This window comes from Abyssisolibacter sp. ZYX002 (assembly GCF_056892235.1).
In genome coordinates, this window is the sequence record NZ_JARMXH010000001.1 from 559,228 (window position 1) to 585,988 (window position 26,761).

Here is a 26,761-nt window from a genome sequence, read left to right on the forward strand (position 1 = left end):
GAGGAAATAACATGAAAGAAAAAGATATAATAAAAAGATATATACTTGACAATATAGGATTAGAGAAAATTGAAGATGATATTGATATTTTTGAAGAGGGATTAGTTAGTTCATTATTTGCTATCGAGCTTATGACATTTTTAGAGAAGAACTTTCAAATTAAAGTTACAACTCAAGACCTTGATATGACTAATTTTAATTCTATTAATAGTATTCTTGATTTTATTGAAAATAAGAAAAAAGGAGGGCAATAATGGATAGTATATTATCTAGCGAACAAAAAAGTATGGCTAAAATATTTTCTGATTTCGTGGAGAAAAATATACAGCCATTTGCTAGTCAATGGGAAAAAAACGAAACAGTTCCTAAGGATATAATAAAAAAATGTATTGAACAAGGCTTTATTGGCTGTACCATACCTAAAATTTACGGTGGAAATGAATGGGATAGTTCTACATATGGACTATTTATAGAAGCTGTAGCAAAGGCAAGTACTTCGTTTAGTGGACTCTTTAATGTTCATACAATGGTTATGCAGACATTATTGAAATGGGGTACAGAGGAGCAGAAAGATAAGTGGCTTCCTAAAATGAGTAAAGGAGAAACACTAGCAGCATTTGCTTTAACTGAGCCTGAGGCAGGAAGTGATATTAAAGGTATAAACACAAAAATATCAGCAGATGGGGAAAAGTTAATAATAAATGGAAAAAAACGATGGATTACATTTGGGGGCTTAGCGGATATAGTCCTTGTCTTTGGAAAGTTAGATGGAGGTAGAGAAGTTGCTTGTTTAGTTGAAAAAGAAACACCAGGGTTTAAGTCTATTTCAATTTCAAATATGCTTGGATTTAAAGCAGGTCATTTAGCGGTGCTAGAATTTGAAAATTGTGTTGTTCCTAAAAATAACATAGTAGCTAGGCCAGGTTTTGCTTTCTCACATATCGCACCATATGCTCTTGAATATGGTAGAATTGCTGTAGCATTTACTGCTCTAGGGATTTTAAAAGGATGCTTAGAATATTGTAGCGAATATGTATTAAAAAGAAAAACTTTTGGCAAAAGGTTAGTTGAAAGAAGTACTATAAAAGAAATGATTACACGGATGGGAGTAGATCTTCAAGCAGCAACTCATTTATGTATGAATGCGACTAAAGCTAAAGATATGCAAGACCCAAATTCAAGTGAAAAAGTAATGATAGCTAAGTATTTTATAACAAGAGCAGCTAGTTTTCATACTAATAATGCTGTACAGATTTTAGGAGCATTGGGTTGTAATGAAAATCATCCTATTTCCAGATATTATAGAGATTCTAAAGTCTTAGAAATCATAGAAGGAAGTAATCAAATACATGAGATGCTTTTAGGAAATAGTTTTGTTAGAAAATATAGCAATTCAGCGTACAAAATACCTATTAATTAGTGTTGTTAGGAGATTTATTGATTATGAATAAAACTCAGTTAAATTTGGACTATGAAATATATGAAAAAATTAATAATACAGAGAGTAATTATCCAAAGAACAAAACAATTTGTGATCTTTTTGAAGAACAAGTAATCAAGAATCCAAATAAAAAAGCACTTATAATGGATAAAGAAAGTTTATCATACGAAGAATTAGACAAAAAAGCACAATTAGTTGCAGGCTTGTTACAAAAGCAAGGTATAGGAAGAAATTGTATTGTTGGGATTATGGTTGAACGATCATTTGAAATGATGATTGGTATATTTGGGATTTTAAAAGCAGGAGCTGCGTATATGCCAATATCAATAGGATATCCAAAGAAAAGAATCAAGTATATGATAAACGATAGCGGAGCAAATATATTGCTTACTCAAAAAAGATTCATGAAAAATCTAGACTTTTTAGATATAGAAAAAATAGACTTAGACAATTTAGATAATTGTATAGATTCAATTACAGATAAAATTAATGCCAAGCCAGAAGATATAATGTATGTTATCTACACATCTGGATCAACAGGCAATCCTAAAGGAGTTCTAGTAAACAACTATTCTGTAGTGAATAGGTTAAATTGGATGCAGAAAGCATATCCAATAACAGATAAAGATACCTTACTCCAAAAGACACCTTTTGTGTTTGATGTGTCAGTATGGGAGCTTTTTTGGTGGGCTATTACAGGTTCTAAACTAAGTATATTAAAACCAGAGCACGAAAAATTTCCTCAGGCAATCATAGAGAATATATACAACGATAATGTAACTGTTATCCATTTTGTGCCTTCAATGTTTAATTCTTTTTTAAACTATGTTTCAAACAGTGAAGATAAGCAAAAGATAGCTAGTGTTAAGAGAATTTTCTGTAGCGGGGAAGCTTTACTTCCTGGTTATGTTTACAAATTCAATGAATCTTTAAGAAAGACAAATGGGACAAGCCTAATAAATTTATACGGTCCTACTGAAGCAACTATTGATGTTACATATTACAATTGTAAAAGTAATAACGTAGATGTAGTGCCAATTGGTTTCCCTATAGACAATACAAGAGTTTATATTATAAGTGAAGGAAAACTTCAACCAATAGGTGCTAAAGGAGAGCTGTGTTTGGCAGGAGATGGTCTTGCTAGAGGGTATATTAACCAACCGAAATTAACACACGAATATTTTATTGACAACCCAATGGTACCTGGTGAAAGAATTTATAGGACAGGTGATTATGCAAGTCTAATGCCTGATGGCGCTATTTTATATCATGGAAGAATTGATAATCAGGTCAAAATTAGAGGGTTAAGAATTGAGCTAGGAGAAATTGAATCTAAAGTACGGGAAGTTAACGAAGTGGAACAGTGTGTAGCAGTAATTAAAAATCTTGGAAAAATAAATACGTTAATTATAGCATTTGTAGTACCTAATTCAAAACAAATAGATACAGATAAAATAAAAAAACATTTAGATAAAAATTTACCTAAATATATGATACCTAGCAAATTCATAATGATAGATAAATTACCGATTACTTTAAATGGTAAAGTAGACCGTAAAAAATTGTTAGAATTAGCAAACAAATAATATTTAGTTGTTGTATGTTTATTTGACATAGACATTATAATGATATAGGTCATGTATCGTAAATATTAGTTATTATTGAATAGATGGACTAGATTATATATAAATGTACCTAAGTGATACAAAATTCGGTAAATATAATAAAGAAAAGTGGTGAAATATATGAGTGATATTTTCAATAAAATCGCCTTAGTATTTCCAGGAGTCGGATCCCAACATACTCAGATGGTCAGAAGTTTTTACGATAATTTTACAATAGCTAAAAGAACATTTGAAGAAGCTAGTGATGTTTTAAAAAAAGATTTTAAAAGGATTTGTTTTTCTGATGATAGTGCAGAGCTATTACAAATGATTGATATTTCACAATTGGCTCTTGTTATAGCTAATATGGCAGTATTCAAGGTGTTTCAACAAGAAATCGGTATAAAACCTGCATTTTGCTTAGGTCATAGTCTTGGTGAATACGTAGCACTTTGTGCTAGTAAATCAATATCTTTTAGTGATATTCTTTTAATTGTAAAGGAAAGAGGGCGTATAATTAGAGAAGCTTCTTCTTTGTGTAAAGGTACAATGATGTGGGTTGTAAATTTACCTTGGTCGCAAGTAGAAGACGTATGTAGAGAATTATCTTTGGGAGAAAAAAAAGTATATATATCAGCATATGATTCTCCAGTGCAGTGTTCCATCTCTGGACATAATGAAATATTGAAGAAAGCAATAAATGTATTAGAATCAAAAGGTGCTATTGTATATCCACTTAAATTTTCAGGACCATTTCATTCACCTTTGATGGAAAAAGCATCTAAAGATATGCATAGTGTCTTGAAGGAGTATGAATTTAAAAATCCAGAATACGAGATTATTTCAAATTTTAGTGCTAAACCTTATAAAAACGGGAATGAAATTAAAGAATTATTGCCGAAACAATTGATATCCCCAATAAAATGGCAACAATCAATAGAATATTTGCTAATGCGTGGGGCAAGAGGAGCTGTAGAGATTGGCCCTAAGGACGTCTTAAAATTTTTAATTAAAAAGATAACACCAAATATAAAAGTCATATCATACAATAATTGCAAACTCACCGACTCAATCAAGCATAATTTTTTAATAAAAGATGATGAAAGATTAGGGGTTATAGGAAGATGTTTAAGAGTGGCTATTAGCACTAAAAATTATAATGATAAGTACTCAAATTATTATGAAAAAGTTATTAATCCATACAAAAGGTTTGAATCTATATATATGGATATGTTAAAAAAGAATATAGTACCAGATAAAGATATAGTTTTAGAAGCAATTAATATGGTAGTGACTTTAATGAATGAGAAAAATGTTCCTAAAGTTATAATGAATACTAAATTAGACCAAATCCTACAGAATAAAATTTTACAGTAAATAAAAAAATAAGAACCTAAATTTTTAAGGTGGTGGAGTGTTTTGGAAAATAATAAATTATGTTTATTAGATAAGAAAGACTATGAAATAATTCAGCAAAATTTTGAATTGATTACTCGTAATTTAGTTTTGAGATCAATAATTAGTAAGAAAACACCAGGAATAATTTATGTAGATTCATTGGACAAACCTAAATTTGCGTTGATTTGGAATAGAGCACATAAATTTTTTATACTTGGTAACGAGATAAATGAGCATATTGTAAATACTATAAAAGATTTATTTAAATCAGAACTTTTTAAATTAGAAAATAGAATTAGTAATGAGATTTTAGATTATGAAATGGTTTGCTTTTCAAAAGAAATGGAAGCTGATATTAAAAGACTGTTTTCAGATTTTTCAGTTATGTTAAATACACGAAGATATTATTCTATAGATTTAAATACTAAAGATATAATAAAAAATGATAAAGAGTTTTTGATAAAACAAGGATTGACTATTTGTAAAATAGATAATGATTTTTTAACAAACCCAAATTTAGAGAACACACAAGAAATCAGAAAACAAATAAAAGAAGCTTGGATATCTACAGAAGAGTATTTGCATAGTGGTTTTGGGATGTGTATATTAAAAGGTAATTATGCAGTAAGCTGGTGCTTAACAGATTATGTTATAGAAAAAGCATGTGAAATTGGAGTTGAAACAGATGAAGACTATAGAAAACGAGGACTTTGCACTTATGTAGTTAGGCAAGTATTAAGTTACTGTAAAGAAAATCAAATAAATAAAGTTGGATGGCATTGTCGTGAAGATAATGTAGGTTCGTATAAGGTTGCAGAAAAAGCAGGTTTTATAAAACGACCGAGTTTTAATGTACATCATGCATGGTATAATTCTTTTGATAATAATTTGGTTAATGGATATTTTTATTTAACAGAGATTAAAGATTTTGAGTTAGGAGCACAATTTTACGAAAAAGCTTTTAAAATGCTTGATGATGGACACCAAGAAGCAGTTTCCTCAAATATTTTTGGACAAGCAGGAAAATGGTGTTACTATATGGCAGCGCGCTGTTGGTCACTAGCGAAAAATATAGATGGAGCATTTTCTAATATATACAAAGCTATTGATGAAGGATGGGATGATTTTGAGATGCTGAAAAATGATAAAAGCTTTGTAAATTTGTATACTGATAAAAGATGGGATACTGTATGTAATAATAATGAAAAGGTGTAGATATGGAAAAAAAGTCTATTACATTAGATAAAAAGAACATTGATAATATTTACTCTCTAACTCCAATTCAAAAGGGTATATTATATCATTGTTTATTGGATGAGGAAGAGAATTACTATTTAGAACAGTTGAGAATAAATTTGACAGGAAATATAGAACATGATTTATTTGAGCAAGCATGGACAAAGATTGTCGATAATAACGAGATGCTAAGAACTGTTTTTCGCTGGAAAGGGTTGAAAAATCCTATACAAGTAGTTTTGAAACATAGTGATTTTAAAACTAATTTTGTTGATTTGTCAGCTAACAAAAATGTGGAAGATGAAATTAATTACATTGTAGAACAAGATAAAGAAAAGGGCTTTGATCTAAATTTTGTTCCATTTAGAATTACATTGTGTAAGTTTAGTGATATAAAGTATAAAATGATAATTACTCATCATCATATTATATATGATGGATGGAGTACAGGAATATTATTGAAAGAATTTTTTGAAGCGTATAACAGTCTTGTAGAAAATGATGATATAAGTTGCAATAAGAAAGCAAAGTATCATAGATACGTTCAATGGCTTAAAAGTAAAGAAGAAGACGAATTAAAAGAATATTGGAAAAAGTATTTGAAGGGATATAGTTATAAAACTATGTTTTATAACAATTGTACTGATAGCAATAGAAATAAAAACAAAACAAAGAAGCACGAGTTTTACTTAGACGAAAAGTTTTATTTAAAAATATCAGAATATGCAAAATCACTTAATGTAACAATAGCAAGTATTTTATATAGTGCATGGGGAGTTTTATTGTTTCATTATTGCAATGAAGAGGATATTTCTTTTGGTACTACTGTAACTCTTAGGCCACCTGATATATCAGGCATTGAGAATTCAGTTGGATTGTTTATCAATACAATACCTCTTAGAATTATGGCTATGTGTGAAGAAAACATTGGAGATTATATCCTAAGAATAAATTCGGAGATAAATAAGAGAAATGAATATGCTCCAGCTTCTTTAGTTCAAATAAAAGAATGTAGCGAGTTGAAAAAACATGAACAGCTTTTTGAGTCAATATTTGTAGTAGAAAACTATCCTGTAGATGATATTTTACATAACAAAGACAGTATATTATCAATTGATGATTATACCAATTATGAGAAGACAAATTATGATTTTAATGTAATTGCTAAAAACAATAAGAACTCAATGAGTATCAGTTTTTTATACAACATGGAATTGATTGGAGACATTGATGTAAATGAGATACAAAATCATTATATATGTATATTACAAGAATTGTTAGAAAAATCTAATTTAGCATTAAAGGATATAAACATAGTAACCAATAATGAAAGAAGAAAGTTACTATATGATTTTAATTCTACTAAAATAGAATATCCAAGCAATTTATTAATTCACGAGTTATTTGAAAGACGAGTTTGTGAAACTCCAGAAAAAACTGCTATCATTTGTGGTGAAGAAAGATTTACATACAATGATATTAATATAAGAGCAAATAAATTAGCAAGGTATATTCGTGAAACTGTGTCTGTTTGTGGTGATTCTACAATTGGCATAATGACATACCCATCAGTTGAAATGATAGTGGGTATATTAGCTATTTTGAAGTCAGGGGCTGCTTATGTTCCATTAGACCCTTTAAATCCTAAAAATAGAAATTTGTTTGTTACTGAAGATGCAGATATACTACTACTTTTAACAACACGAGATTTTTCTACAAAGATTCAGTGGGATGGAACAACTATAATTATAGATGAGGAGCCTGTTAAAAACTATGACTCAAGCAATTTAGAAATAAATATAAATTCGGAAAATTTAGCATATATAATGTATACATCTGGGTCTACGGGAAAACCAAAAGGTGTAATGGTTGAGCATAAAAGTGTAGTTAACATTCTTCTTGATGTAGAAAGAAGATATCCACTACAAGAAAGTGATATGTATTTATTAAAGACTACGTATACGTTTGATATATCTGTAACAGAGATATTTGGGTGGTTTTTTGGAAAAGGAGGTCTTGCAATTCTTGATAAAGGATTGGAAAAGGACCCTAATGCTATAATAGCTAGTTTAAAAAGATTTAACATTACTCACTTGAACCTAGTACCATCGATGTTAAGATACTTCTTAGAATGTCTGAAAAATAAAGATGATGAGACTAAAAAACTAGGAACCCTTAAATATATTTTAGCTTGTGGAGAGGCACTTAAGCCTGACTTAGTTCGTAAACTCAATCACATAAGTACAAATGTAATTCTTGAAAATATATACGGGCCAACAGAAGCAACTATTTATGCAAGCTGTTTTTCACCAAAGGTTAAGGAAATTGGTGCAACTATACCTATTGGTAGACCAATGGCTAATATTAACTATTATGTTGTAGATAAACATAATAGACTTCAGCCCATAGGACTACAAGGAGAGTTATGTATAAGTGGAGTTGGAGTAGCAAGAGGATATAGGAAAAGAGACGATTTGAATCATAAGGTATTTTGTGCAAATCCATTTTTTTCACAAATAGAAAAAGAGTTAGTTTCAGCTAATGAGATTATGTATAAAACGGGCGATATAGTAAGATGGTTACCTAATGGAGACATTGAATATATAGGGAGAAAAGATAACCAAGTTAAGATAAGAGGATTTAGAATAGAGTTAGGTGAGATTGAAAATGAATTGCTGAAAATGGGATCATTAAACAACGTAGTTGTCACTACTAAATTTGATAATGAAGGAAATATGGAGTTAATTGCTTATTATACAGCTGATTTAGACATTGATAAATCAGAAGTAATTAAGTCATTAGCATTGACATTACCTAGTTACATGATTCCAGCACAATTTATTAGAATAGAAGAAATGCCATTTACATCAAATGGTAAGATAGATGTTAGAGCACTTTTAGATATTGAGGCATTAAATAACGAAATAGATGAAGAAAATGATAGTGATTATACAGATATTGAACAAAAAATATCGGATATTTGGAAAGAGGTACTTGGCTTAAAAACAGTAAGACTAAATCAAAATTTCTTTGATGTTGGAGGAAATTCATTAAATCTAATTAGTGTCACAACAAGAATAAACCAAGTATTAGGTACGGATGTTCCAATGTCTACTATATTCCAATATCCTACTGTTCGCGCTATAGCTAACCATGTTACGCAACACAAAAAAGATGATATATTGGTAGATGAAACCAAAGAAATTAAAGAAGCTACTATTATTAAAGATAAAACAACTGAAACTGAGATTGCTATTATTGGAATGGCAGCTAGATTTCCTCAATCATCAAACATAGATGAGTTTTGGGCAAATATAAAAAATGGGAAAGAATGTATAACTTTTTTTGACGATGATGAATTAGAAAATGCTGGTATCAGCTCTGATTTAATTAGTAATCCAAACTATGTTAAAGCACAGGGTGTCATGAAAGATGCAGAATACTTTGATGCAAAATTCTTTGGATATTCTCCTAGAGAAGCAGAAATGATGGACCCCCAAGTTAGAGTTCTTCATGAGGTAGTATGGGAAGCTTTAGAATCTAGTGGGTATTGTTCTTATGATTATCAGGAATCAATAGGTATATTTTCTTGTGCATCACCTAATTTATTCTGGGAAGCTCTAGTGGCTATGTCTGCAAGAACAAAAATACTTGGTACTCTAGCGGCAGAACAGCTTTTTAATAAAGATTATATAAGTACGAGGATAGCCTATAAATTGAACTTGACAGGCCCTGCAGTTTCAGTATATACTGCATGTTCATCTTCATTAGTAGCTATACATAATGCTTGTGAATCTTTAATTAGGCAAGAATGTAAAATTGCTATAGCTGGTTCTTCAACAATTAGTCCGTTACCTGATAAGACAGGATATTTATACCAAGAAGGAATGGTAAAGTCTATCGATGGACATTGTAGAGCATTTGATGTAAATGGAAGTGGATTTGTAGGAGGTACAGGAACAGGAGCAGTAGTATTAAAGAGATTAGAAGAGGCAATAGATGATAGAGACAACATAATAGCAGTAGTAAAAGCGTCAGCAATTAATAATGATGGAAGTAACAAAGCAGGGTATACAGCACCAAGTATCGAGGGGCAAAAAAATGTAATTAATGATGCACTTCAAAAAGCTAAGGTGAGTTCTGAATCAATAGGGTACATTGAAACTCATGGTACAGCAACTCCTCTTGGAGATTTGGTTGAAATTGAAGCACTTAAACAAGCTTTTAACACATCAGCTAAAAATTATTGCGGTATTGGTTCAGTAAAATCTAATATAGGACATCTTGACTGCACTGCGGGAATAGCAGGATTTATTAAAACAGCTTTAGCTTTAAAACATAAACTTATACCACCAACGTTAAATGTAGATGTTGCAAACCCTAAACTAGGAATTGTAGATAGTCCGTTTTATATTGTTACAGAGCCTATTATATGGAATAATAAAAGCAACCCTTTAAGGGCAGGAGTTAGTTCTTTAGGATTAGGTGGAACAAATGTACACATAATACTTGAAGAACCACCAATGATTAAAGAAGATAAAAAAGTAGCTCCATATGAGTTGATTTTACTATCAGCAATGACTAAGAGTGCGCTAAAAAATCAAGAAAAGAATTTATTAGAATATCTAAAAAATAATTTAGATGTCAATTTAGCAGATGTTGCATATACACTTAAAACTGGACGAGATAATATGAAGTATAGAAATGCAATCCTTTGTAAAGATGTTGCTGATTCAATAGAAAAGCTAGAAATGTTGGCTGATAATAATAGTTATGCAGAAAATAGAAATATGAAAATTGCATATAATTTAAATGCAACTCACGAAAAAAACTTAGCTAAATTGTTTAAGTTTTTTAAAAGATTTAAAGTGTTTAGATCTACTTTCAAAAATATAATTAGTAAATTTAATAAAGAAATCAATCCTAATTTCATCAAAAATTTTGACAATAATAGTGATAGTTATGAAATTAATGAATACATAGCTATTAATGATGATATTTATATAAAGTTTTGCCTTCAGTATGCTGTAGTTAAAATTCTTATGGCTTTAGGTATAAAACCTAGTAAAATGTATGGAGATGATATTGGAGAACTTGTAGCAATATTAGTAACACAGGATACAATTGATGCAGAATTATTCAATTTAATAAGGCTAAGATTAAAAATAATAAGCAATAATTATGTATCTTCGCAACAAGCAGTAGACATAATAAGGCAGTACATTGGAAAAGCAAACTGGTGGCAGGGAGAAACAATCTGCTTTTCAAATAGAATGAAAACAAATATTAAACTCAAGCACTTAAAATCTGTTGATTTTTGGATTGAAAATAATAAATACAATGAATACTTAAACATAAAGCAAGATGATTGTGATATTACATTAAATTTTATAAACAACGGGGAACCTTTAAAAAGAGTAATTTACCTAATTAACGAAGATAACACAACAGATATAGAAGCACAGATATTAAAAGAATTAGGCAAATTGTGGGAAATGGGAAATGAGATCAATTGGTCATTATTTTATGAAGGACAAAAAAGAAGTAAAGTAGCACTACCGACTTATCCTTTTGAACGAGAGAGATACTGGATTGAGGGTAATCCTTTTTATTCTAAAAAAATTAAGGAACAAACATCAATGACAAAGAATAGTGATATGAGTCAATGGTTTTATGAACCATTATTTGCGCAAACACCTATAAATACCATTGTTAATTCAAAAAACAAAAAGGATGAAATATGTTTAATATTTACAAACGACTTATCATTCAATCAAAAACTTATATTAGAGCTAGAGCAGAAGTATAAAAAATGTATCAAGGTGTATAATGGAGCAACTTATAGCAAAGTAAGCGATGATAAATATAAAATTAATTTAACAAATGAGCAAGATTATATTAAACTTCTTAAGAATTTTGACAATAGAGATTTTCCGAAGCAAATTATATCATTATTTGGTATTACAGGAGAGTTAGAGTATGAAAATTTAGATATTGATGACATTGATAATTACCTTAATAGAGGATATTTTAGTTTGCTCTATTTAACAAAGGCTATTTTATATTTAAATTTAAGTGAGTCACTTCAAATCAATATTTTAACAGATGATGTTCAAAAGATATCAGGCTATGAAAAAATTAATGCAGCAAAAGCTGTGGTCTTTGGACTTTGTAAAGTAATACCACAAGAAATATCTTTTATAGAATGTAAATGTATAGATGTTAGTATACCTGAAAAGAAAAATTTAGAGACAAACATCATTAATAATATAATTAATGAATTAGTTAGTGATAATAATGATGTTGTTGTTGCATTTAGACATAGATACCGATATGTTCAAAGTTATCACAAGAGAGTCATTAATAAAATTTTAGATACATCATATCATAGAATTAAAACCAATGGAGCTTATTTGATAACTGGCGGTTTAGGCAATATTGGATTGAATATAGCAAAGCATTTAGCTTTAAAGTATAATGCAAATTTAATATTGATAAGACGTTCAGAATTCCCCAAAAGAGAAGAATGGGAAAATATTATAGCAGGTGAAGATTCGAATAATAATAACGTAGTTAAAATTAAGACATTAATGAATATAGAAAAAAATGCGTCTCAGGTTAGTATATATAGTGGAGATATATCAGATTATAACTTTATGAAAGATGTAGTAAAACAAAGCGAAGAAGAATATGGGAAAATAAACGGAGTTATACATGCAGCTGGAGCTATGAGAGATTCATTATATACAAGTATCGAAGATCTTACTAGAGATATTAGCATAAGACAGTTTGTACCAAAGATACATGGACTAATAGTATTATATAGAATTTTCAAGGATAAAGGTCTAGATTTTTTAACTGTTACATCATCTACATCAGCGTTATTAGGCGGATTGGGATTTAGCGCTTATTCCTCAGCAAATATATTTATGGATTATTTCATACAGCAGATTAACAATGCACATCAAGAAGACTGGATAGCTATAAATTGGGAAGGATGGAATTTCGCTGAACAACTTAAACAATTTGAGTATCAAGGTTCTTTAAATGAATTATTAATGGAGCCTGAGGAAGGTGTTGAAGTATTTGAACGAATTACAAATACTTTAGGTTTTGAACAATTAGTGGTATCTTCCGGAGATCTTCATAGGAGATTAAAACAATGGATAGAGCTTGAACATGCAGGTACAAAGGGAGAAAAAAATTCCAATATTAAAAAATCAAGACCACTTTTAGAGAGCGAGTATATAATACCAGTAGGAAAAATACAACAAACTATCGCAAAGGTGTTCCAAGAATTTTTTGGATACCAGGAAGTAGGGGCTGATGATAACTTTTTTGATTTAGGAGCTTCTTCTTTAGATATGATACAGATTACGAACAATTTAAGAAAAGTGCTAAAAATGAACATACCTGTACTAAAGTTATTTACAAATCCTACTATAAGGACATTAGCAGATAGCCTAAAGGAAAATAATGAAGAAAAAAATATAGAAAATACTATAGATAGATCTAAAGAATTAGCAAAAGGTAGAAAAAGCATTCACGAGTTACGTAAATTACGTAGAGGTAATAAATAGAATGGTTATAAATTAAGATTTACCATAGAAATGTTAATGGTTAGTGTGGCAACTCACTAACCATTAATGTTATCAACTAATAAATATAGATTGGAGCAGTAAAATGAATCAATTTAACCAATATAGGCCGGGGTTAGATGTAGCTGTTATTGGTATGTCTGTAAAACTACCCGGTGCAAATAACATACAAGAATACTACCACAATTTACAAAATGGAGTAGAATCTATTGAAGTATTGACTCAAGAGGAATTAAGAGAATTAAATGTTGACGAAAAGCTTTATAAGAATAAGAATTATGTGAATGTTATAACATGTCTTCAAAATCCAGATTATTTTGATGCTTCGTTTTTTGGGTACACAAAAGAAGAAGCGATTGTAATGGATCCGCAAATGAGATTACTTCATCAATGTACGTGGGAGACATTGGAAAATGCAGGCTACGATACTCAGCAATATAAAGGTACGATAGGATTGTTTGTTGGAGGTACACCAAACCCTATATGGGAAGCTAAAACAATGTTATCAGGGAATCAAGGAATTTTAAATACCTATAAGGAAGGTAATACAATAGGTGCTTATGTAAAGACGTTATTACATGATAAAGACTTAATGAGCACAAGAGTAGCTTATAAACTAGATCTGACAGGACCAGCTTTAACTGTATTTACATCATGTTCAACATCACTGGTATCAATCCACTTAGCGGTTCAATCAATACTATCAGGAGAGTGTGATATAGCATTAGCTGGTGGAGTATCAATAAACTATCCTAGAAGGAGTGGATACCTTTATCAAGATGGGATGATTCTTTCTTCTGATGGTCATTGTCGTTCTTTTGATTCAGATGCAAATGGAACAGTATTTGGAGATGGAATAGGAGTGGTAGCTCTTAAACGAATAGAAGATGCTATAGCTGATGGTGATACAATATATTCAATAATAAAAGGTACTGCAATAAATAACGATGGAAGCAATAGAATTGGATATACAGCACCAGGAATAGAGGGACAATCTCAAGTTATAAAACTTGCACAACAAGTTGCAGATATTGAGCCAGAAAGTATTGTATATATAGAAGGTCATGGAAGTGCAACTAAGGTCGGAGATTCTATAGAACTTGAAGCTATGAAGAGTGCCTTTGCAGGAGTAAACCTTGAAAAACCTATAGCAATTGGTTCTGTTAAAACTAATATAGGGCATTTAAATAGTGCATCAGGAGTTGCTGGGTTTATTAAAACGGTTCTCATGCTTAAAAACAAGGAATTATTCCCAAATATTAATCATATAGAAACAAATTATGCAATTGATACAGAGATGTTTTATGTTAATACGGAACATAAATATATGACTTCGCAGTCATATCCTCTAAGAGCTGGAGTAAGTTCTTTTGGTGTTGGAGGAACAAATGCACATATTGTATTAGAGGAACCACCTAAAAGAGATTTAAGCGATAAAAATGATGCATCACAGCTGATTTTAATATCTGCAAAAACTGAAAGTGCACTTAAAGCTAAAACGGAAAATATATTAAATCATTTGAAAGAAAATAAAAGTGAAAGCTTAGCGGATATTGCATATACATTGAAAATTGGTAGAAGAGCTTTCCAATATAGAAAATATTTTTTGGCTAAAGACATAAAGAATGCAATAGATTTATTAGAAGATGATGTAAATGGTAGTTCCCGTATTCATGTAACAAAAGGAACTCTTAGTAAAAGACATATAGTATTTATGTTTTCAGGACAAGGAGCACAATATGTAAACATGGGGAGAGAACTATATGAAGAAAATGAATATTTTAGAAGTGAGATTGACAAGTGCTTTGATATTTTTTATAGGCAAAACGACTACGATTTAAAATCAATCTTATATCCAAGCGAAAATATAGAATATGCAAAATCTTGTATAAAGCAATTTGAATATATGCAGCCTATATTATTTGTTTTTGAATATGCAATGACAAGATTGCTTAAAGAAATAGGAATATTACCTGATACATTAATAGGTTACAGTTTAGGAGAGATAGTAGCAGCATGTATTTCGGATGTATTTTCTCTAGAAGATGCTATTAGGCTAATCACTAAAAGAGGAAAGCTTATGAGTAGTACAAAAAAAGGAATGATGTTAAGTGTACCTTTAAAGAAGGAAGAAATTATTACATTTTTAAATGACAAAATATCATTGGCAATAGACAATGGGCTTTCTTGTGTTGTAGCAGGGTCAAAAGAAGATATTGAGGAATTTGAAAGGCAGATGCTAAGTAAAAAGATTATGTGTATGCCTCTAAAAAGTTCATATGGGGCACATTCACACTTAATGGAACCTATATTAGAGGAGTTTTATACTCTGTTAAGCCAAATTGAAATAAATGAGCCTAAAATTCCACTAATATCCAATATTACAGGGCAAAAGATTGCTAACAGTGAAATTGTAGAACCAGAATATTGGGTACGACAAATGCGACAAACCGTAAATTTCGCAGAAGGTATAAATGAAATACTTAAGGAAGATCAGCCAATATTTATAGAAATTGGACCAGGAAGAGATCTTTCTTTATTAGTACATTCATGGATTACAAATCAAAACAGTATAAATAATAAAGCTACTATCTGTGACTTAATTCGTACAGAAAACACGAATATTTTAGACCAAGAATTCTTATTAAATCGATTAGGGCGTTTGTGGTCTTATGGAGCGCCTATAAACTGGTTAAGTCTTTATAAAAATGAAAAAAGAAATAGAATAGAGTTACCGACGTATCCATTTGAAGGCCAAAGTTACTGGTTAGAGGATACAGATTTGGAGGTTAAAACTTCTATAGGTGATAGTACAAAAAATGAAAGTAAAAGAAAGAACATAGACGATTGGTTCTATATACCGTCATGGCAATTATCCCCATTGATAAAGAAAACAGCTTCAAGTAATGATGCTAATTATATTATTTTTAAAACAGAAAATAATAATATCTCAGATTCTATAATTCAAAAATTAAAAAATACGCATAATGTTACAATAGTTATACATGGTGATACATATGAAGAATTAGATGATTATACTTATAAAACAAACACTTTGGACAAAGATCAAATGGCCTATTTATTTAAAACTATGGAAGACAGAAAGTGTTTACCTAACAGACTAATTTATCCATGTCTAATTTCACCAAATATAACCTCAAGCGAAGATTTAAAGTTAGATTTTGATAATGTAAGAAAATTATACTTAGATAGCCTTATAAGTATAGTTAAAGCAATTGATGCAAGAAATTTTAAACACTCAATTGATATAAATATTATAACTAGTGATTTACATGATATAAATGGAGAAGAAGTGACACATCCAGAATATAGTATATTGTTATCAACTGCCAAGATTATATCACAAGAGTATTTGAATATTCATTGTAGGTGTATTGACATAGAAGATTATGTTAGAAAGCCAGTGTCAAAAGAGGTTACAATAAATAATCTAATAAAAGAAGTTAATTCGTCTATATCAGAAAGAATAATAGCTTACAGAGGTAGAAACAGATGGAAAGAAGTTTATGAATCAGTATGTTTGAAATCAGATATAAAGCAAAGTAGCAAATTAAAAAGCAATGGTATATACATGATTACAGGTGGTCTAGGAGATGTTGGATTTAATTTGTCAAAATACCTTATAGAAAAATATTGTGCTACAGTAATATTGGTTAATAGATCGAAGATAGACACATATAAGGAAGGCAACCAAAGACTAGAAAAATATAACCAATTAAAGAGTTTGGGTGGAAATGTTATATATTATTCTGCAGACATTTCTGATATAACCAAAATAACAGCAATAATTAATGAAATAGAGAATAAATATGGAAAGATAAATGGCGTAATTCATACTGCTGGTGTAGTAGGTAAAGGGGCAGTAGCCATTAGAGAGATAACTGATGAGGACTTTAATATCCAGTTTAAAAGTAAAGTATATGGTCTTGTAGCATTAGAAAAAGCGTTTAAAAATAGACAGTTAGATTTATTTATTACGACATCATCATTAGCTTGTATTATTGGTGGTCTTGGCGATGTAGCTTATGCTGCTGCTAATATATACATGGATTATTTTGCAAGGCTAAAATGTAGAAACAGTAATGACAATTGGATGAGTGTAAATTGGGAAACTTGGCACTTTGAAAGAGAAAAGCAGAAAAATACAAACATTGGAGTAAATAGATTAAAGTATGCTATGGAAATAGAAGAGGGCATAAGAACTTTTGAAAGAGTTACCTCTGACATTGATACTAGACAAATAGTGATATCTTCGGGAGATATAAAAACTAGATTACAGCAATGGCTTAAGCTAGATGAGATAAATATAAATAATGTTGTCTTGCAAAAAAATAATACCATAGCCGATAGACCTCAATTACTTAATAGTTATGTAAAGCCAAATAACGCTACTCAAAAAGAGCTTGTAGAGTTATGGCAACAGTTTTTGGGAATCAGACAGATAGGAATAACTGATAACTTTTTTGAACTAGGTGGAGATTCTTTGAAGGCTATTAATATAATAGCTAAAATAAGGAAGCAAATAGGTATACAGATTTCATTAGTAGACTTTTTTGACCAACCTACTATTGAAGCTACAGAAATATTGATTTCACAAGAAAGTTCAGTTATCGAAAAGAATGCAATAAAACCAATACCAAAAAAGGACTATTATACTGCATCAGCAGCACAAAAAAGACTCTATATATTGAATAAGATTGATGAAAAAACAACAGCATATAATGAACCTATTTTGGTAGAGTTAAACGGTTCTTTGGATATAATTAAGCTTCAAAGTGCTATTAATAAACTTGTATTAAGACATGAAATATTGAGGACAGGATTTGAACTTAGAGATAATGAATTAGTTCAAATTATATATGATGATATAAAAGTTGACATAGAAGATCTTAAGCTAGCTGAAAATAACGTTGATAAAACTATAAATCAATTTATTAGACCATTTGATTTGAGCAAGCCATCGCTTATGCGTGTGGGTTTAATAAATATAGAAAAGAATAAGAACATTTTAATTATTGATATCCATCATACAATTACAGATGGTGTAAGCGAAAATATACTAATTCAAGAATTAATGGAATTATACGATTCAAACTATTTGCCAGAATTAAAAATACAATATAAAGATTATAGCCATTGGCAAAAAGATAATATAAATAGTGGTAATCTTAAGAAGCAAGAAGAGTATTGGGTGAATTTATTCAATGATGATATACCTATATTAAATCTACCATTAGATTATCCTAGACCACCATATCGTATATATAATGGAGATACAGTATTGTTTACAATAAATAAGCAGAAAAGTGATAAATTACGCACGTATGCACAACAATCAAATGCAACAATTTTTATGGTTTTTACAGCTGTTTGTAATATACTATTGAATAAATTAACTGGGAATAAAGAAATAGTAATTGGCACAGCTGTTGCAGGAAGGAATTTAGACGAATTACAGAATATTATAGGTATGTTTGTTAACACTGTTGCTTTAAAAAATAGTGTTAACAGTGATATAAAATTTAGTAAGTTTGTTCAAGCTGTTAAAGATGGAATACTCGACGCATTTAGTAACCAAGATTATCAATTTGAAGACCTTATAGACAAATTATCAATAGCAAAAGATCCAAGTAGAAACCCACTTTTTGATGTCATGATTGCATGGCAAAATATGCAAAAACCTAAAATTGACATGAAAGATATTACTGTTTTACCATATCACAATAACAAAAAAGTATCTAAATTTGATATAAGCTTTGTTGGTTACGAAAATGATGACGAATCAATCACTATTAGCGTGGAATATGCTACAAGCTTATTTAGGAGTAATACTATAGTTAAAATGACAGAGTTTCTTAATCAAATTATTGATGATATATTAGAAAATTGGGATATACCAATTAGAGACATTGATATATTAAGCGATAAAGAAAAAAATCTAATACTAAATAAATTTAATCAAACATATAAGAAGTTTGATACAAATAAGTCAATCATAAGTTATCTTGAAGAAAATGCTGAAAGAAGACCAAAAAAAATAGCAATCGTACATGAAAGTGGTGCAATGACATTTGAAAAATTTAATAACAAGGTAAACTCAGTAGCTGATGTTCTAATAAAAAAAGGTGTTAAAAATAATGTTGTTGTTGGAATAGAAATTAATAGAAGTGTTGAAAGATTTATAGGTATATGGGCGATATTAAAAGCTGGAGGAATATATCTACCAATAAATACAGATTTCCCATTGAGCAGAAAACAAATGATGCTAACAGATAGTAATCTTAACGTACTTATTACTACTAAAGACAATGATGTTCAATATCCATCTACAATTGATAAAATAAATATAGAGGATATTTTAAATAATACAAACATCATCCAAAATCCAGTAACTAGTCATAATCCAAATGACGGTGTATACATAATCTATACATCAGGTTCAACAGGAAATCCAAAAGGAACTTTGATTGAGAGTGCTAGTCTAATGAATAGATTATTATGGATGGTAGAGCTTTGTGGAATAAATGAAAAAGATATAATATTGCATAAAACTGCATATACATTTGATGTTTCAGTTTGGGAAATTATTATGCCTTTTATAGTAGGTTCTAGTGTGTATATTGCAAAGCAAGGAGGAGAAAAAAACCCTGACTATCTTCAAAATATTATAACCAATAAAGGGATTACAGTTGCCCATTTTGTTCCATCAATGCTAGGTGCATTTTTATATAATTACAAAAGAGGTACTAAGCAAACAAAGCTTAGAGCATGCATATGTAGTGGAGAAACATTACTTAAAAAACACAAAGATATGTTTTTTGATAAGATTAAAGGAGCTGAGTTATACAATTTATATGGACCAACAGAAGCTACAATAGATGTAAGTTATTATAAAGTTAATTGTGAGGATGATATAATACCTATTGGCAAACCTGCTGCTAATACAAGACTTTATATTTTAGATTCAAATTATAATGTTGTGCCTGTTGGAGTAGTTGGTGAGATTTATATATCTGGAATACAAGTGGGAAGAGGATATATTAATAATCCTATGTTAACTTATAAATCGTTTATGAATGATCCATTTTGTGATGGATTAAAAATGTATAAGACAGGTGATTTGGGTAAATGGACAGAAAATGGAAACATAGAATATATTGGAAGAAATGACAATCAAGTTAAAGTTAGAGGATATAGAATAGAAATATCAGAAATAGAAAAATATTTATTAAAATATCCTAGTATAATAGAAGCTGCTGTAGTAATAAGAAATATTAATGGAATTAGCAGTATTTATGCTTATTATCGCAGTGAAAAGGGGCTAGATGTTCAAGAAATAAAAAGCTATTTATTAAAATACTTACCAAGTTATATGATACCTTCAAAAATATCATGGTTAAAGAAATTTCCTTTTAACACAAGTGGAAAGCTTGATAGAAAAAGGTTGAGGGCTTATGATGTAGAATCAGAATCAAAAACTTCATACGTTGCTCCACAGAATACATTACAAGCAGAAGTTCTAGAAATATGGAAAGAGGTTTTGAGCTTTGATAATGTTGGAATCGATGATAACTTTTTTGATGTGGGTGGAAACTCCATAAGTATTTTGTTGCTAAGAACTAAGTTAAACAATTCTTTAGGATTAGATGTTGCAGTTAATGATTTATTTAGATTTACTACTGTAAGAAGTTTTGTTTCAAATCTTTCCCAAGATGAAGAAGAATTAACAAAAAGGAAGAACGAAGTTTTAAGTAAAGCAGATAAAGGTCGGGAACGGTTAAAACAAAGAAGAAAGAAGCAGGTGAAGCGTAATGGGTGATTTAGACATAGCAGTAATTGGTATGAGCTGTAGATTTCCAGGTGCGAATAGAATAGATGAGTTTTGGAATAATTTAAAAAATGGATGTGAAGGCATCCAATTTTTTAATGATAAAGAACTTATTAATTCGGGAATCAAAAAGGAAACATTTAGCAATCCCAATTATGTTAAAGCTAATGGTGTAATTGATAATGTTGAGTATTTTGATGCTGATTTTTTTAGCTATTCCGAAAAAGAAGTTATGGTAATGGATCCTCAAATAAGACTGTTACATGAATGTTGTTGGGAAGCGATGGAAGATGCAGGGTATGATGTAAAAAGGTATAATCAAAGGATAGGCTTGTTCTTAGGAGCAGCTCCAAATGTACATTGGCAAGTCTTTGCACATAGCATGCTAGAAAATGTTGGATCAGAACAATTTAATGTATCGATGCTTAGTGATAAGGATTATGTGGCATCTAAAATTTCCTATAATTTAAATTTGACTGGACCTAGCTTGATATTAGATACAGCATGTTCTTCTTCGTTAGTGACTATCCATCAAGCATGTCAATCATTATTAAGTGGAGAATGTGAAATGGCTATGGCAGGCGGAGCGACCATCGCTTTTAATCAAACACAAGGATATATGTATCAAGATGGATATATTCTTTCATCAGATGGTCATTGTAAAGCTTTTGATGATAAGGCAAACGGAACAGTAGGAGGCAATGGAGCAGGGATAGTGTTACTGAAACCCCTAGAGGATGCCATTGTAGACGGAGACCATATATATGCTGTAGTTAAAGGTTCAGCTATAAATAATGATGGAGCAAGAAAAGTTGCTTACAGTGCACCAAGTATTGATGGACAAATGGAAATCATGCAGGTTGTACATCACATAGCCGAAATAAATCCTGAAACAATTCAATATGTAGAAACACATGGAACAGGTACAAGCTTGGGAGATCCTATAGAAATCAAAGCACTTAGTGATTCTTTTGATACTAATAGAAAGAGTTTTTGTGCGGTAGGGTCGGTTAAGACTAACATTGGACATTTAGATAGGGCAGCTGGAGTAGCGGGTTTTATAAAAACCGCTTTATCTTTAAAACATAAGCTTATACTTCCAACGCTAAATTTTATATCACCTAATAGTAATATAGATTTTGAGAATAGTCCTTTTTATGTAAATAACTATCTAAAGCATTGGGAGAAAACAAATTATCCTAGGAGAGCATCAATAAACTCTTTAGGGATGGGAGGAACTAATGCTTATGTAGTTCTAGAAGAAGCTCCTTCAAAAATAGAAGAAGACAAATCTCAGGGATGTAATATATTGACCATATCAGCAAAGAACAAAAGTGCAATGTCTGATATTTGCAATAATTTGGTAGAATATTTAAATAAAAACCCTCTTACTAGTTTAAGTCGTTTAGCTTATACATTACAGGTTGGAAGATCGCAGTTACCAGTAAGAAAGGTAATAGTTTGTGAAGATAATAATGAAGCTATTAGAAAATTATCAAGCAATACAGTAACATTAAAGGAAGTAGATGATTCTAAAAACATAGAGGAAAATCTAGCTGTAATTATATGTGGACAATGGACAGAGTGCATTAATTATGGTATTGAACTTTATAAAGAAAATGTTTTTTTTAAAGAAAGTATGGACAAATGCTTTGAGAATATAAAGAAGCATTATTTACATGATATAAAGAAGGAATTTATTAAGCAAAATAACAATATATCTGATAGTCAAAAATATATCTTAAACTTTATGGTAGAGTATTCATTAGTAAATATTCTATCTTCTTTAGGTATTAACATGGATGCTATTGTTGGGATTGGAACAGGCGAGTATGTAGTAGCTCATAATTATGGAGTATTTTCATTAGATAATTGTATTAGATTAGTGATTAAAGAAGCACAAATGCTATTTCCAGAAAGTGAAGATGAGGATGATATATCCACACGTATAGAATCATTTGAAAAAGTATTTTCTCAAATAGAAATAAACAAGCCACTAAAAACTTATTATTCAAGTAGATTAGGTAAATATGTGAATACGCATGAAGGCTTAAATCGAGAGAATTGGATAAAAAATATTGATAACACAGAATATTACAAAAATGTCAATGGAAACTTCATGGAACAAAATAAAAACATATTTATACAAATTGGTTCTAATCAAGTAATAACCAATGTTATTTCAAAAATCAAATATAACACTATAACAATATCTTTCGCGTACAAAATATATGATAAAAACAAAGTATATAATAAGTTCTTATATTGTCTTGGAAAATTGTGGATAGAAGGTATAGCAATTGATTGGCAACAATTATACAAGGATAAAGAAAAACAAAGAATATCTATACCAACATATCCTTTTCAGCGTAAATTGTATAAGTACGAAAAAAATCTTGACGAAATTTTCATGAAAGAAACTGTTAATAGAGACTTATTAGAGGAAAAGTATAGTGACATTGGCAAATGGTTTTATTACCCATCATGGAAGCAAAAAAAACTTATACGAGAAATCCAACATAATAAAGGTGAGATGTTAGTGTTTTCCGATGATATTGGAGTTGGGAGAGAACTAACTAAATCACTAGAAAAATTTAACTATAAATATAAAGTAGTAAAACTTAGTGATAGCGTAAAATTGAATGATAATAATAATTATTATATTAGAAATACATCAATAGAAGATATGGAAAAACTAGTTAAACATCTTGTAGATAATGAGCTTTTACCAGATAAAGTTGTATTTTTATGCTCGTTAGACAAATATGAGGATAATACCAAAAACAAGGTTAATTTTATAAAACGACAGGAACAAGGGCTATATTTACTGCTTGATTTCATACATGTCATGGACAAATATGCAAGTAATCATGCTTTTACAATTACTGCTGTTACAAATAATTCAGTGAGTATAAATGATGGAGAATTACTTTTGCCTGAAAATTATACAATACAAGGATTCCTTAAAGTTGCAATGCAGGAATACAATAATATAAGTTGTAGGATAATTGATATTTTAATTGATGATAAAGTTTTTAACATATTAGGCGATTATCTACTAAATGAAGTAATAAGTGAAAACAAGGAGTTTATAGTAGCATACAGACAAAGTAAAAGGTGGATTCAAACATATGAGCCATATTATTTAGAAGAAAGTAAAAAAACTACTATAGTTAAAAATGGGGTATATTTAATTACCGGTGGTTTAGGTAATTTAGGTCTTATCTTCTCTAAATGTTTAGCAGATAAATACCAAGCGAGGTTAGTATTAATAGGGAGAGCTGATTTTCCAGAGCGTAATCAATGGGAAAGTTGGATATCTAATAAAGGATATGAAGACCGTATATCAAAAAAGATAGCTCAAATTAAAGAACTAGAAAGATTGGGATCAGAGGTTACAATATTTAGTGGCGATGTATCAAATGAAGAGCATATAGAAGACATAGTGTCAAAGGTAGAAAATAAATATGGAATTATAAATGGTGTAATTCATGCTGCTGGGATAACCGATGAGAACAATCTCATAAGTGAGTTAGACAAATGTGCATTTGAAAAGCAATTTTCATCAAAGGTTTATGGAACAATGGTGTTGGATAAAGTGTTTAAGAATAAAAGTTTGGACTTTTGTATACTTATTTCATCATTATCACCTATCCTTGGAGGAATAGGTATGGCGGCTTATGCTTGTGCAAATGCGTTTTTAGATGGATATGTTCATTATCATAACAGTAATAGCTTAGTACCATGGACAGTAATTAATTGGGACGGATGGAATTTGAGTGAAACTCAAGATGACAGTGATAATCATGCATATAAACAGTTAGAAATAATAAGAGATGAAGGAACAAAAGCGTTCCACATTGTACTATCTTATATACAAGAAGAGCAATTACTTATATCTACAAGAGATTTAATGCTAAGATATGAAAAATGGATATTAAATAGAGTTAACATAACACAAAGTAATCAAGAAAGAGAACGTTCAGTTAGGCTTAAAGAACGTCCAAATCTATTATCTGATTATTTATCACCTGAAGGAAATACTGAATTAGAAATCCAGAAAATATGGGAAAATCAATTAGGATATTCAGGAATAGGCGTATTGGATGATTTTTTTGATTTAGGAGGAGATTCACTTAAAGCGATTAATACTATATCTGCAATTCAAAAGTCATTCAAAAAGAAAATTATCTTATCGCAATTTATAGAAAATCCAACAATAAAAGCAATATCAGATTGTTTAAATAAAAGTGAAGAAGTTAACGAGGTGAAAATTGCTAATACTGAATATAAAGAAGCTTATGAGTTATCAAATGCACAGAAGAGAATTTATGTTGCTGGACAAATAGATAAAAATAGCACTAACTACAATTTACCATTTGTTCTTAGAATCGAAGGAAAAGTTGATATCAAGAAATTTGAAAACGTATTTAAAACTATAATAAGAAGACATGATAGCCTAAGAACAGCATTTGTAAAAATAGATAATTCTCCATACCAAAAAATAAGTGATGCTGTAGAGTTCAATATTCAACATAATACACTCGATGTTGATGATATAGAAGACGAACAAGTTACAAATACTATCAAGGAATTTATAAGACCTTTTAATCTTGAAGAAGCACCATTGATAAGGGTACTTATAATTAGTCTAAAAAAAGACAAATCTTTAATGGTAGTTGATATACATCATATTATATCCGATAGTGTTACAATTGCAATTATGATAAAGGAATTCATGCATATTTATAGTGAAAAGAAACTACCAGAAGTAAAGTTTCAATATAAAGATTATTCAGAATGGCAAAAAAGTGAAAAATTCATAAAGAGATTAAAACAGCAAGAAAAATACTGGCTAAGCCAATTTAAAACGAATATCCCTTTAATGAATATCCATACTGATTATAAGAGACCTAAGATAGCTACTTTCTATGGAGATCAGATAAAGTTTGAACTTGATGAAACTTTGACTGCGGGTTTAAAGAAACTTTCGTCTAAACATAATGTAACAATGTTTATGCTTTTACTATCTATACTCAATTTACTTTTTAGTAAACTTAGTTCCAGTGAAGATATTGTTATAGGAACTCCAGTAGCAGGACGAACTGAACCTGAATTTGAGAATATATTGGGATTATTTTTAAATTACTTACCTTTAAGAAATAAGCCGTGTAGAAATATTACATTTAAAGATTTCTTAGCTGATGTAAAGAAACAAACGATAGATGCTTTTGAAAATCAAGAATATCCATATGATGATTTATTAGAAAAACTCAAAATACCGAGAGAATTATCTAGAAATCCGCTTTATGATGTGATTTTCATATATCAAAATGTATATTTACCAAAAGTTGAGGTATCTAATCTTAACCTTGAATATTATCCTTTTAAAAATAAATCTTCAAAGCTAGATTTAAACATTGAAGGTCTTGATAATGGCAAAACTTTGGTATTAATATTTGAATATAATACAGGTTTATTTAAGCCAGATACAATAAAAGCATTTTATAATTATCTTGTAGAAATTATCGAAATTATTATAAATGATCAAGAACAATATATAGAAAATATAATTAGTAACAAAAATAAAAACAAAATATTTTTACAATTTAATGATGATTTGGAGGATGAATAG

Annotated in this window: 8 protein-coding genes; all 8 read left to right on the forward strand. The window is 29.8% G+C overall.

Features of this window, described 5'->3' with window-relative positions:
- Positions 1 to 11: 11 nt before the first annotated feature.
- The 8 genes from P3X86_RS02655 (at position 12) to P3X86_RS02690 (ending at position 26,761) form a co-directional block, all read left to right on the forward strand.
- Positions 12 to 254 carry an acyl carrier protein gene (locus tag P3X86_RS02655; protein ID WP_483291077.1) on the forward strand — a complete coding sequence of 81 codons (243 nt, stop codon included), beginning with the start codon at positions 12 to 14 and terminating at the stop codon, positions 252 to 254.
- Entirely contained in the window at positions 254 to 1,420 is a 1,167-nt protein-coding gene (locus P3X86_RS02660; RefSeq protein WP_483291078.1) for an acyl-CoA dehydrogenase family protein, read from the forward strand. Before P3X86_RS02655 ends, P3X86_RS02660 begins: the two co-directional genes overlap by 1 nt.
- A gap of 23 nt (positions 1,421 to 1,443) precedes the next feature.
- The gene (locus P3X86_RS02665) at positions 1,444 to 3,027 is read left to right on the forward strand and encodes an amino acid adenylation domain-containing protein (protein WP_483291079.1); all 1,584 of its coding nucleotides are present in this window, start codon (positions 1,444 to 1,446) and stop codon (positions 3,025 to 3,027) included.
- A gap of 159 nt (positions 3,028 to 3,186) precedes the next feature.
- Positions 3,187 to 4,422, forward strand: a complete 1,236-nt coding sequence (locus P3X86_RS02670) for an ACP S-malonyltransferase (RefSeq protein WP_483291080.1) — start codon at positions 3,187 to 3,189, stop codon at positions 4,420 to 4,422.
- 42 nt (positions 4,423 to 4,464) lie between these two features.
- Entirely contained in the window at positions 4,465 to 5,658 is a 1,194-nt protein-coding gene (locus P3X86_RS02675; protein ID WP_483291081.1) for a GNAT family N-acetyltransferase, read from the forward strand.
- Between the two features lie 2 nt (positions 5,659 to 5,660).
- A complete protein-coding gene (locus P3X86_RS02680) occupies positions 5,661 to 13,259 on the forward strand; it encodes a type I polyketide synthase (protein WP_483291082.1) in 7,599 nt (2,532 codons plus the stop codon).
- Between the two features lie 103 nt (positions 13,260 to 13,362).
- Entirely contained in the window at positions 13,363 to 21,117 is a 7,755-nt protein-coding gene (locus P3X86_RS02685) for an amino acid adenylation domain-containing protein (protein ID WP_483291083.1), read from the forward strand.
- On the forward strand, positions 21,110 to 26,761 hold the full coding sequence (locus tag P3X86_RS02690; RefSeq protein WP_483291084.1) for an SDR family NAD(P)-dependent oxidoreductase: 5,652 nt from the start codon (positions 21,110 to 21,112) through the stop codon (positions 26,759 to 26,761). The genes P3X86_RS02685 and P3X86_RS02690 overlap by 8 nt, the downstream gene beginning before the upstream one ends.